Below are 13,825 nucleotides of genomic sequence, written 5' to 3' on the forward strand. Positions count from 1 at the left end.
TTATTTGGTCGCTTGCTATCAATCCATCATATATAGAAATATTCCATGAAATAAGTATATATACTGATGTATATTTTTTGTATTTAACAACTTATAAAAACAATATAATTGTTTCTAACATTAATTCTTTAAACAATAAATTATCTGATTTAACACTAAAAAATAATTTTAATAATACATTAGAAGAATTATGGGGAAAATATGATTATACTTATTTGTTTTTTATAAAAAAATTAAAAAATATTAAAATAAATAGTTATTTTGACAAATATAATACAAATAATTTATTAAATAATATTAAAAATAATATTTTAAATTTTAAAAAAAATAAAAAATCATCAAAAAAAACTTTAAACCCTAAAGATAATTCTATTTCTATAAATATTTGCTATAGTAAACAACATGAAATTGAAGTGCTATACAAAACATTAATAGAAATTCTTAATGAAAATGAAAATATAGCACCTCATGATATTGTTGTTACTTCGTTTTCATTAAATAATTACATAACATGTATTAATTCGGTATTTAAATTAAAAAATAAAAAAGAAAAAATTTCTTTTTATATTTCTAATCAAACTCATAAAAGTTCACAAAAAATATTATATCTTTTTAATAAAATATTAAATTTATCTAATATTCGATTTAATAATGAAGAGATTTTAGAATTACTAAATATTCCAACTATAGCAAAAAATTTTAATATTTCAGAAGAAGAAATAAATATTTTATATAGTTGGGTTGAATCTACAAATATTAGATGGGGTGTAAACGAAAAACATAAAAACGATTTATATTGTTTAAAAATCAATCAAAATACTTGGTTTTATGGCATTGATAAATTATTATTGAGTTATGCAACAAATGAAAAAAATAAAATTTGGAATCATATTTTATCATGTACTTCTATTGATTTTTCTAAATCAGAATTAATAGGAAAATTATCAAATGTAATTAATATATTAAATAAATGGCGTTTAAAACTGTCAATATCAAAAAAAATTAAATATTGGCGTTCGTTGTTTAAATGTTTTATAAACGATTTTTTTCAAGAACAGACAGAATTAGATACAATGCTTAAAATTATTAATAAAAATTGGATAAAAATGATTGATGAAATCATACTATCTGAATATCCAAACAAAATATCTATTAATATCTTACAAAAAAATTTTTTATATATTACAAATTATACAAGTAATCAAAAATTCAAAGTAGGAGCTATAAATTTTTGTCATCCATCTCTAATATGTTATATCCCATTTAAAATAATATATATTATAGGATTGGGTTATAAAGAATTACCACAAAACAACGATATAGATAATTTTAATCTTTTAAAAAAATATCCATCTATTACTGATATTAATGTAGACGATACAACATATTACTTATTCTTACAAAATTTTATATCTGCGAAAGAATATTTTTACATGAGTTATATTGGATACTCATTAAAAAATGAATCTAAAATATATCCATGTAAATTAATTGAACAACTAATAACTTATATAACATTATATTTTTGTTTTAAAGGAGATGAAAAATTAAAAATAGAAAACAACAGAAAAAAAATTTCTCATCATCTTTTTAAAATACATAAAAAAGAACATCTTTATAATATATTAAATATACAAAAAATAGAACATACAAAAAAAAATCAAGTTAAAAATATTCATAAAATGTTTTTTAAAAATATAATTAGTTTGAAAAATATTAAAATAAATCATTTTTCAATTAATTTAAAAAATTTAATAGCTTTTTGGCAGCATCCAATACGATATTTCTTTAATTTTACCTTAAACACTAAATTTATAATAAAAAAAAAGCTATCTGTAACTGAACCATTTTTCATTGACCAATTAGAAAACTTTAAAATAAGCAACCTTTTATTAGAAAATATGATAAATAAAAAAGATATAAAAAATATATTAAAACAAATAGAATTATCTGGAACAATACCATATAAAGGTTTCGGAGAAATAGCTTTAACAAAAAAATGTAAAGAAATAAAAGAAATAGCAAATATAATCAATCAATATAGAATACTTCCTAAAACAAAAGACTTTAGTATTAAAATAGAAAAATATTATATTAAAGGTACTTTAACAGAGATACAAAATACAGGTTTACTTCGATGGAAAACAAGTTCAATTAACTATTCTGATCGAATATCGTTGTGGTTAGAACATTTAGTTTACTGTATTTTAGGGGGTATCGGAGAAAGTCGAATTATAGGAAATAAAAAACAAATATTTGCATTTCGTTCTATACCACATATTGTAGCATACAACTATTTATTAGCATATATTAAAGGATATATAGACGGAATTAAAAACCCTTTATTATTAATAAAATCAGGTGCAGCTTGGCTTGATAAAGTTTATGATATTAAAAATCATTGTATTCATAAAAACAAAAATATTAAACAAGAAGCATATAAAATATTATGTAATAAATGGATAGGAAATTCTTATATAAAAGGAGAAAAAGAAGATGTTTATATACAAAAAATTATTTCAAAATTAGATGTAAAAAAAATTTGTAATATTTCTAAAAAATGGCTAACTCCATTATTAATGTATAAAAAAATTAATGAAAAAAAAATTAAATATATTTAACATACCATGTAATGGTATAAAATTAATTGAAGCTTCTGCTGGAACTGGTAAAACCACTTCAATTGTATTAATGTATTTACGTTTATTGCTTGGAATAGGAAGCAAAAAAAATAATAAACCACTATTAATACAAGAAATATTAGTAGTAACTTTTACTAATTTTGCAAAAGAAGAAATATATAAAAGAATTAAAAAAAATATTGAACAATTATATTTATATTGCATTACTAAAAATACTAATAATTCTATTTTAAAACCATTTTTTAAAAAAATAAAAAATTTAGAAGAAACTATACATCTTTTAGAACAAGCAAAAAAAAATATAAATCACATGTCTATATATACAATACATGGATTTTGTAAAAATATTTTAAAATTAAATTTTTTGAATTTTCATCAAAAAATCATTGAAGATGAAAAATTATTATATTTACAAGCTACTGAAGATTTTTGGAGATCTTATTTCTATGAAGTACCTAAAAAAATAATTAATATAATCTTGCAAGATTATAAAAATCCAGAATCTCTTTTATCTGAGTTAAAACCAATATTTAATTTTAGAAAAGTATATTTTAAAAAAAAATTCAATAAAAATCAAAATCTTATAACATGTCATGAAGAAAACATTAACATAATAAATATTTTCAAAAAAAAATGGTTAGATTATAACCCGATTATATTAAATATAGTTAAAGAATTAAAACCTAATAAAAAAATATATAATGACTTTAATATATCTAGATGGCAAAAAAATATTACGAAATGGGCTGAATCTGAAACTGAAGATTATCAGATACCGATTACTTTAAAATATTTTTTAAAAGACACAATAATAAAAAATATAAAAAGTAATCAAATTCCATGTCATATTTTTTTTCAAGATATTGAAAAAATACTAAAAATAAAATTTTCTTTAAAAGATATTATTTTATTTCAAGCTATTAAAAAAATAACTAAATTCTTAAACAAAGAAAAACAAAAAAAATTTTTATTAGGATTTAATGATTTGTTAGATACCCTGCTAAAATATATTAAAAAAGAAAAAACATTAAGAAAACTAATAATTGAAAAATATCCAATAGTATTTATCGATGAATTTCAAGATACTGATATTCAACAATATCAAATTTTTAATATTTTATATAATAAAAATAATAAACAAACAGGATTGTTTCTTATTGGAGATCCAAAACAATCAATATATAGTTTTAGAGGAGCAGATATTTTTTCTTATTTATATGCCAAATCTAAAATTAAAAAATATTATTATCTTAATAATAATTGGAGATCTTCAAAAAATATATGCAAGGCTATAAATTACTTATTTTTACGTAACAAAAACCCATTTCTTTTTAAGGATATTCCATTTATAAAAATTTCTTCTTCATTCAATAATCAAAATATACAATTCAAAATTAAAGGAAGAATTCAAACTGCAATAAGTTTTTTCTTCAAAAAAAAAGAAAAAATATATATTAAAGACTATCAAGAATGGATTTCAAAACAATGTGCAAACGAAATTTGTTATTGGTTAATTTGCGCGAAAAAAGGTGAAGCAATACTAATTAATAAAGATAAAGAAAGAATTTTAAAAACAAACGATATTGTCATATTAGTCAGAAACAAAAATGAAGCAAATATTATTCAAAATTCATTAGAAAAAGTTAATATTCAATCTATTTATTCCTCTTCTAATCAAAATATATTTAAAACTACAGATGCTTTTGAACTACTTATAATACTGCAAACTATTTTACAACCAACTAATATAAAACTATTAAAACAATCTATTTTTACACACATCTTTTATAATATTTTATTACAAGGTAAAAAACAAAATAAGATAAAACAATCATATTTTATAATAAAAAAATTGTATGAATATCGTGAAATATGGAAAAATGTAGGAATTTTTTATACTATTAAAACTATAGTACTAGACTATCAAAAATATTCTAATGATTTAAATAAAACTCAATATTATCAAAAAAATATAAATTTTTTACACATAGCAGAATTATTAGAAAAACAATCGGAATATTTATATCAAGATTCATCTTTAATAAGATGGTTTGAAAACAAAATATTAGAAAAACAAAATATATTAGAAGATGAGCATATTCGATATTTTAAACAATCTAACGCAATTAAAATTATTACCATACATAAGTCTAAGGGATTAGAATATCCTATAGTTTGGATTCCATTTGCTGCAACTTATAAAAAATCAAATGTATATTTATATCATGATAAAAAAACATTTAAAATGTTTTTAGATCTAAATCAAAATAAAGAAACTGAAAAAATAGCAGATGAAGAAAGATTGGCAGAAGATTTACGTTTTTTATATGTTGCTATCACAAGATCAATTTTCCATTGTAGCATAGGTATGGGAGATATTATTAATAAAAAACACCAAAAAACAAATAATAATCATAAAAGTGCTTTAGGATATATTATACAACGTGGATGTTATATGAATTATAATAATTTATTAAATGAATTAAGTTTATTAAATGCTAAATCATATATTAAAGTAAAATATGATACAATGAATATTAAACTTCCTTATACTAAACAAGACGTATACTTACTATCTCCACCTCAATATATAATAAAAAAAATACAAAATTGTTTTCAAATAACAAGTTTTACAAAATTAAAAAAAGAACATGTTTCTCTTAATAAATCGCAAGACAATTATAATATAAATAATATTTTGGATTATAAAAGTATTTACAAAAAACAAATAATATTTGAAAATTTTCCAAGAGGAGAAAAAACAGGTATTCTCATGCACTATATATTAAATAAAATTAATTTTATAGAAAAATTAAATATTAACTTTTTTTATAAAGTCTTAAAACAATATGAATTTTCAGAAAAATGGGCTCCAATATTAATGTCTTGGGTAAATAATATTATTAATGTAAAATTAAAGAACATAAATGTTAATTTATCTATGTTAAAACAAAATCAATATATAAAAGAAATGAAGTTTTTTTTACCTATACAGAAAACATTAAATAGTATAGATTTTAATCATATTATTCAATCTTTAGATCCAATTTCATCTCTTACTTCTAAAATCTCGTTTAATCCAATTACTGGAATTTTAACAGGATCAATTGATTTAGTTTTTATTTGGAATGAAAGATATTATATAATAGATTATAAGTCTAATTATTTAGGAGATAATCAAAATTTATATTCTCTAAAAAATATAAAAAAAGAAATAATTAAAAATCGATATGATTTACAATATCAAATATATACAGTTGCATTACATCAATATTTAACTAAAAAACTTAAAAAATATAAATATAAAAACAACTTTGGTGGAGTTTTTTATATGTTTCTAAGAGGGATAAATAAAATAAATGAAAATAACAGTATTTTCTATACAATTCCAGATTACTTATTAATTAAAAAATTAATTAATTTATTTTTAATAAAAAATTAAATAATATTATTTACATGAAAACATTATTAAAAAATCTAGTAAAAATAAAAATTATACGTATAATCGACTTTACTTTCTCACAATTTATATCTCAAACAAATAATATTATTATGCTGATAGCAGCATGTATAAGCTTCGAAAGCAACAATGGTTATATTTGTTTATCTCTTGATTATTTTAAAAAAAACAATTTTTTTTCTATTCAAAATAAAAACATTATTAAAAAAATATTGTTTATTTTAAATACAAAAAAAATAAATTGGTCATTGGAAATATTAAACCATCATGCTTTTAGTAATGGAAATATTATAACACCTTTGGTGTTTTCTCAAAAAAAAATTTATCTTTATAAAATATGGAAATCTGAAAAAAATATCTTACAATATTTAAATCAACAACAAATTAATAATAATTTTGATTTAACTAAAACTCAAAAATTATTACAAGAATTATTTCCCAATGAAGAATATAATTATCAAAAAATAGCTGTAGTGTTAAGTATGATTAATCAAATAGTTTTTATTTTAGGAGGACCCGGTACTGGAAAAACTACTATAATAATTAAAATTATTATTATATTGATAAAAAATATAAAAAAAAATATTAAAATACAATTAGCAGCACCTACAGGAAAAGCAAAATCACGTTTAATTGAAGTATTAAACAATAGTCAAATATTTAATTTATACCTATCGTTAGAAGAAAAAACAAATTTCCTTTTAAAACCTGTTACTATACATGAATTATTAGGAATATCGCAAGTATCTGAAAAAATTTTTTTTCATAAAAAAAACCCTTTAAATATAGATGTTTTAATCATTGACGAAGTATCTATGATAGATATTTTAATGATGAATAACATTTTATCTGCTATTCAAAAAAATACTAAGATAATTTTTATTGGAGATCATAATCAATTATCTCCGATAGGAACAGGTTCTGTTTTAAAAAAAATTTATAATTATTCACATTATGGATATAGTTATGAAACTCAATCTATTTTAAATAAAATTACACAATGTTCCAATATATATAATAAAGAAAATAAAAATAATACTTATTTAATAGGCGATAAAATATGTGTTTTAACAAAAAATTATAGATTTCAAAAAAATTCAGGAATTTATATTTTATCAAATGCAATTTACCAAAATAAAAAAGAAATTTTTAGTAAATTATTTAATAATTTAATAAAAAATGTTTTTTTTTATGAGATTAATTGTGAAAACCAATATAAACAAATGATAGATAAAATTATTTTTTATAATAAAGAATATTGGGATAATATAGAAAAAAAAGAAAATATACAAAAAATTATAGAAACATTTCATAGTTATCAGGTATTATGTGTTATTCGAGATGGTCTATTTGGAATAAATAATATAAATAATATTTTAGAACAAACAATGTATAAAAAAAATATTATTAAAAAATATTTTTATATAAATAAAAAAAAATGGTATATAGGGAAACCAATTATGATCACTAAGAATAATAAATATTTTAATTTATCCAACGGAGATATAGGAATTACTTACTTAAATAATAAAAAAAAATTACACGTATATTTTTTAAACAATAATAATATTAAATATATTCCTGTTGATTTATTAGAAAATTATGAGACAGCTTGGTGTATTACTGTTCATAAATCACAAGGTTCTGAATTTAATCATACAACATTAATACTTCCAAATAAAAACTTAGAAATTTTAAATAAAGAGATTTTATATACAGCAATTACAAGATCTCGTAAAAAATTAAGTATTTTTTCAAATAAAAACATATTTATTATGACAGCAAAAAATACAAAAACAAAAAATTTTAATTAATTAAAATAAATCTATCATTAAAATTTTAGAACAACGTTGATAATTATACATTTTTTTCTTACTTTCAGGCAACATATCAATATTAACAATCATAAAACCTCTTTCTTGAAACCAATGAATACTATGAGTTGTTAATACAAATATTTTTTTTAAATTTATTTTTTTAGCATTCAATTTAATTGTTTTTAGTAACCAGTCACCTCTAGAAGAATTACGATAATCAGGATGCACTGCAACACATGCCATTTCTCCTAAACTTTCTTCAAAAAAGGGATATAATGCAGCACATGCAATAGTTAAATTATCACGTTCAATAATTGTAAATTTGTCTACTTCCATTTCTAATTGTTCCCTTGATCGACGTACTAAAATGCCTTTTTTTTCTAAAGGTCGAATTAATTCTAAAATTCCTCCAATATCATTAATATTAGCTTGTCTAATTTTTTCCGCAGATTCCATGACCATCTGTGTTCCAATACCCTCTCGAGAAAACAATTCTTGTAATAAAGCTCCGTTTTTATGGTAACTAATTAAATGACTACGATTTACGCCATTTTTACAAGCTTTTATAGATCCTTTTAAAAAACGTACTGTTGAAGAAATATAATCTCCATTATTTTCTAATTTTATGATCTTATTATTTATATCATTAGGTAATAATTCAGAAATAGTTGTTCCTTGATCGTCAAGAACTCCTTGATTACTACAAAAACCTATCATTTTTTCTGCTTTTAATTTAATACTAACTTGAGTAGCAATCTCTTCAGAAATTAAATTAAAACTTTCTCCTGTAACAGAAACAGCAACAGGACCGATTAAAACTATAGCACCATTTTTTAATTGACAATCAATGGCTCTTTTATCAATTCTTCTGATTTTACCAGAATGAACATAATCTATACCTTCATCTACGCCTAATGGTTGTGCAATAATAAAATTGCCACTTACAACATTAATATTTGCTCCTTGCAAAGGAGTATTACTTAAACTCATTGAAAGTCTTGCAGTAATATCAAGCTGTAATCTCCCGGCTGCTTGTTTTACTTGTTCTAAACATAGTAAATTAGTTACACGTATATATTTATGATATGTTATTTTAATTTTTTTCTCATTTAAATTAGAATTAATTTGAGGACAAGCTCCATATACTACTACTAATCGAATACCCAAGCTATGTAATAAACCAATATCATTAATAATACCAAAAAAATTTCCATATTTAATTGCTTCACCACTTAACATAATTACAAATGTTTTCCCACGATGTGCATTAATATAAGGAACACTATGTCGAAAACCCTGAACTAATTCAGTAGTACGCTCTTTCATAATAATCCTCTTGCTTTTTAACTTGAACCTATATATTATTTTTATCTAAACTAATATTTAAATTGAGATAATCTATAATTAAAATTTTAAAAATTAGAAATCTTATCATTATAAAATGATATGAATATTATAAAATTTGGAAGTTTTTTAAAAGATAGGATGTGTTTTGGTTGCGGGGGCCGGATTTGAACCAACGACCTTCGGGTTATGAGCCCGACGAGCTACCAGACTGCTCCACCCCGCTTTAATTAGTAAAAGAATACATCTTTAATAAACAAAATGCAACCTTTTTTTAAATACATTTTTAATTTTTTTTAAATATACTAATTTATATAAATTTAATAAATACTTAACAATATTAATATGTAATTTTAATATTTTAAAAATTTAAAATAATAAAAATATGAAGAAAATAATACTAAATATAATACTTATATGTATAATTTCATGTAATAATTATAATTTTAATCAAGGTCAACAATATAAAAAAAAACTAATTAAAAATTTTACTGAAGTCAATCAAATACATATTAAAACTAAAATAATTAATGAAAAAGATTTTCTTATACAATTAGAAAAAATTAAAAAATTTTCTCCAAATTTATATTCAAAAAATTTATATCTTTATAATAATATTAAAAAATGGTTAAAAAAATCGGATTTTAGTACATTAAACAAATTTGGAATTAAAACATTTCAAATGAAAGGAGTTGATAATTATGGGAATGTTAAAATTACTGGGTATTATACACCTATAGTGCAAGCTAGAAAAATAAAAAAAGATAATTTTATATACCCAATATATAGAATACCATCTATTTTTAAAAAACACCAAATTTTACCACAAAGAAAAGATATATATAATGGTGTTTTAAAAAAAGAATATATTTTAGCTTATAGTAATTCTTTACTAGACAATTTTATTATGGAAGTTCAAGGAAGTGGATTTATAGATTATGGAAAAAAAAATTCATTGACTTTTTTTAGCTATTCAAAAAAAAATAATTGGCCGTATACAAGTATAGCTCAAGTATTAATAAATCGAAGAGAAATTAAAAAAAATAATATATCTATACAAAGTATTAAAAATTGGTGTAATAAACATACAAATTTAGAAGTTCAAAAATTACTTGAAGAAAATAAATCTTTTGTATTTTTCAAGGAAACTTCAAAAAAAGAAGTATTTGGATCCAGTTCTATACCATTGGTAGCAAAATCAGCAATTGCCGTAGATAAATCTATAATAAAAAATGGAAGTATATTATTAGTACAAATACCTATACTTGATGAAAACGGTATTTTTGTTCATAAATATGAAATGCGACTATTATGCGCATTAGATGTAGGAGGTATGATTAAAGGGCAACATTTTGATATTTATCAAGGAATTGGAGAAAAAGCAGGTATACAAGCAGGGTTTTACAATCACTACGGGTATGCTTGGATATTAAAAACAAATTTAAAAAATAACTGAGCATCGAAACAATGAATATTATTCAATCAGGAATTACAAATAAAACAGCATCTATTGCAATAATAATTTCTAGATTTAATCAATTTATTAATAATAGTTTATTATCTGGAGCACTAGATACTTTAATAAGAATAGGTCAAATAAAAGAAGAGAATATTTTTAAAATATATGTTCCTGGAGCCTATGAAATCCCATTAATAGCAAGTTACATTGCAAAACATAAAAAATATAATGCTATTATTACAATAGGAACAATTATTAAGGGTAGTACAGATCACTTTAAATATATTTCAGGTGATATATATAGTAATCTTTCAAAAATTAGTATAAAACATTTTATTCCAATCACATTAGGAATATTGACAACAAATAATTTAGAACAATCTATTGAAAGATCAGGTTTGAAAATGGGAAATAAGGGATCTGAAGCTGCATTAGCAGCATTAGAAATGATAAATATTATAGAAAAATTAAAAAAAAATGATGATTAAATGATAAAATATAATGAATTTGAAATTATCTCTAATTTTTTTAATAAATATCAAAAAACAGATAAAAACCTTATTAAAGGTATTGGAGACGATAGCGCATTAATCAAAATACCAAAACATAATATCCTTGCAATTAGTACTGATACTTTAGTAGAAGGAACTCATTTTTTTAAAAATATAACTCCTAAAAATTTAGCGTATAAAACCATTGCTGTTAATCTTAGCGATCTAGCTGCTATGGGTGCTCTTCCTAAATGGATTACATTATCGATTACTATGCCTAAATCAGATAATCAATGGTTAAAATGTTTTAGTGAAAATTTTTTTAAAATTTTAAATCAATATAAAATTATACTTATTGGTGGAGATACTAATTGTGGTCCTTTAAGTATTACAATAAGTGTTTATGGGTTAATTCAAGGTGAAAAAGCGTTATTAAGGGAAAATGCTAAAGAAGGAGATTTAATATATGTAACAGGATATCTTGGAGAAAGCGCTGCTGGTTTTTTTTTATTACAAAAAAAAAAATATTTAATTAATATAAAAACAAAAAAATATCTTATTCAAAAACATCTTAATCCTATTCCACGCATTTCTGAAGGCATAATACTAAGAAATTTTGCTAATTCAGCAATAGATATCTCAGATGGATTAATTTCTGATTTAGGACATATATTAAAAAAAAGTCAATGTGGAGCTGATATCTATTTAAATAAATTACCTATTTCAAAAAATTTAACAAATAATTTTAAAAAAACTAATTATTTTAATTGGGCATTATATTTTGGAGAAGATTATGAATTGTGCTTTACAATTTCCAAAAAAAATATTAAAAAATTAAATTTAGCTATTCAAAAAAATTTAATTCAATGTAAACATATTGGATATGTTACTTCACAAGAAAAAGGTCTTAATTTAATAAAAAACAATAAAAAAGTTAATTTTAAAAACATAGGTTTTAATCATTTTAATTAAAATAATTTTCAAAAACTTTGGTAAAATATGAAAAATATATTTTATATGAAAAGAGCAATACAACTTAGTAAATTAGGAGAATTTACAACTGCTCCAAATCCTAATGTTGGTTGTGTAATTGTTAATAAAAATCATATTGTTGGCGAAGGATGGCATAAAAAATATGGAGAAAATCATGCTGAAGTGAACGCATTAAATATGGCAGGAGAAAAAGCAAAAGGAGGAGTTGCATATATTACATTAGAACCATGTAACCATTTTGGAAAAACTCCTCCATGCTGTGATGCACTAATTAATTTTGGTATAATTCATGTAATTATATCAAATTTAGATCCAAACCCAAGAGTATCCGGAAAAGGAGTAATTTATCTTAGAGAACATGGTATTTTTGTAGAAGTAGGCTTATTATCAAAAGAATCTAAAAAATATAATAAAGGTTTTTTTAAACGTATGAATACTGGATTTCCATGAATACAACTTAAACTAGCAATGTCAATAGACGGAAGAATTGCTATGCAAGATGGTGAAAGTAAATGGATTACTTCTCAATATTCACGTCAAGATGTTCAAATGTTTCGGGCTAAAAGTTCAGCAATCTTAAGTAGTAGTAAAACTATTCTACAAGATAATGCACAATTAACTGTACGTAAAGAAGAATTTAATAAAACAACACTATCTAAATTTCCTGAGCACGATTTTAAACACCCAATAAGAGTTATTATAGATAGTCAAAATAGAATGAAAAAATCACATAAGATAATGCATACAAAAGAAAAAATTTTATTAATGAGGTTAAAACCAGATAATGAATTATGGCCTGAAAATATAAAACAAATTATCATAAAACCATATAAAAATAAAATTAATATTAAATCTACATTAAAATTTTTAGGAAATTTAAATATTAATAATCTGTGGATAGAAGCTGGCAGTACTTTATCTGGTTGCTTATTAAAAATGCAATTAATAGATGAAATAATTATATATATCGCACCTAAAATATTAGGACATGAAGCAAAACCATTATTTGTATTAAAAAATGATTTAAAACTATTCGAATGTTTTAAATTTAATTTTTTAGATTTTAGAAAAATAGGACCAGATATTAGATTAATATTAGAACCTCTACAAAAAATAAACAATTAGGAAAGTTGTATAATGAACCCAAATTTTCGGAGAAAAGCCCGTGCTTGTGCTGTACAAATGCTTTATTCCTGGGAGATTTCCCAAAATAACATAAAAGATAATGCAATAGAATTTTTAAAAGAGAAAAACAAAAGAAATATTGACTTAAAATATTTTTATGATTTAATTTTAGGAATAACAAGTAACTGTAAAAATATAGATAATTTAATAAAACCTTATTTATCTCGTTCTTTAAAAAAATTAGGACAAGTAGAAAAGGCGATTCTTCGAATTTCATTTTATGAATTGTATAATAGAAATGATATACCTTATAAAGTTTCTATTAATGAAGGTATTGAATTGGCTAAATTATTTGGATCTGAAGATAGTCACAAGTTTATTAATGGAGTTTTAGATAAAGCTGCATTACAAAAAATAAACAAAAAAAAATAATGTTATTTTAATTTTTAAAATTTTACTTTTTTTACAAATAAAATCATATACTAAAATATATT

The 13,825-nt window shown here is 21.4% G+C and carries 8 protein-coding genes, 1 tRNA gene and 1 pseudogene; 8 read left to right on the forward strand and 2 right to left on the reverse strand.

The features are described from left to right. The first annotated feature begins 17 nt into the window (after positions 1-17). From D9V62_RS02305 to recD, 3 genes are read left to right on the forward strand one after another with little or no spacing between them, the layout of a single operon-like run. Positions 18-2,621, forward strand: coding sequence for an exodeoxyribonuclease V subunit gamma (locus D9V62_RS02305; RefSeq protein WP_410051783.1), 2,604 nt, complete (start codon positions 18-20; stop codon positions 2,619-2,621). Next, complete coding sequence (recB, locus tag D9V62_RS02310; RefSeq protein ID WP_158340193.1) at positions 2,596-6,084, forward strand: exodeoxyribonuclease V subunit beta; 3,489 nt, start codon at positions 2,596-2,598, stop codon at positions 6,082-6,084. The genes D9V62_RS02305 and recB overlap by 26 nt, the downstream gene beginning before the upstream one ends. Positions 6,085-6,098: 14 nt before the next feature. Continuing rightward, positions 6,099-7,916: an exodeoxyribonuclease V subunit alpha gene (gene recD / locus D9V62_RS02315; protein WP_158340194.1), complete on the forward strand. Its 1,818-nt coding sequence runs from the start codon at positions 6,099-6,101 to the stop codon at positions 7,914-7,916. Here the strand turns inward: recD and argA are convergent, their stop codons facing one another. Further along, entirely contained in the window at positions 7,917-9,245 is a 1,329-nt protein-coding gene (argA, locus tag D9V62_RS02320; protein WP_158340195.1) for an amino-acid N-acetyltransferase, read from the reverse strand. Positions 9,246-9,412: 167 nt separating this feature from the next. Continuing rightward, positions 9,413-9,489: transfer RNA gene (locus tag D9V62_RS02325), tRNA-Met, on the reverse strand. A gap of 159 nt (positions 9,490-9,648) precedes the next feature. Between D9V62_RS02325 and mltA the strand changes: the two genes are divergently transcribed. From mltA to nusB, 5 genes and pseudogenes are all read left to right on the forward strand, one after another. Further along, complete coding sequence (gene mltA / locus D9V62_RS02330; protein WP_158340196.1) at positions 9,649-10,719, forward strand: murein transglycosylase A; 1,071 nt, start codon at positions 9,649-9,651, stop codon at positions 10,717-10,719. An 11-nt stretch (positions 10,720-10,730) separates the two neighbouring features. Continuing rightward, positions 10,731-11,210, forward strand: coding sequence for a 6,7-dimethyl-8-ribityllumazine synthase (gene ribE, locus D9V62_RS02335; protein WP_158340197.1), 480 nt, complete (start codon positions 10,731-10,733; stop codon positions 11,208-11,210). Then, a complete protein-coding gene (thiL, locus tag D9V62_RS02340) occupies positions 11,211-12,185 on the forward strand; it encodes a thiamine-phosphate kinase (protein ID WP_261979499.1) in 975 nt (324 codons plus the stop codon). Positions 12,186-12,230: 45 nt separating this feature from the next. After that, positions 12,231-13,331 (forward strand): annotated as a pseudogene (gene ribD, locus D9V62_RS03200) (bifunctional diaminohydroxyphosphoribosylaminopyrimidine deaminase/5-amino-6-(5-phosphoribosylamino)uracil reductase RibD). Positions 13,332-13,343: 12 nt separating this feature from the next. Continuing rightward, on the forward strand, positions 13,344-13,763 hold the full coding sequence (gene nusB / locus D9V62_RS02355) for a transcription antitermination factor NusB (RefSeq protein ID WP_158340199.1): 420 nt from the start codon (positions 13,344-13,346) through the stop codon (positions 13,761-13,763). Positions 13,764-13,825 lie beyond the last annotated feature (62 nt).

Source organism: Buchnera aphidicola (Aphis helianthi) (assembly GCF_005083845.1).
GTDB classification, from domain to species: domain Bacteria; phylum Pseudomonadota; class Gammaproteobacteria; order Enterobacterales; family Enterobacteriaceae; genus Buchnera; species Buchnera aphidicola_AW.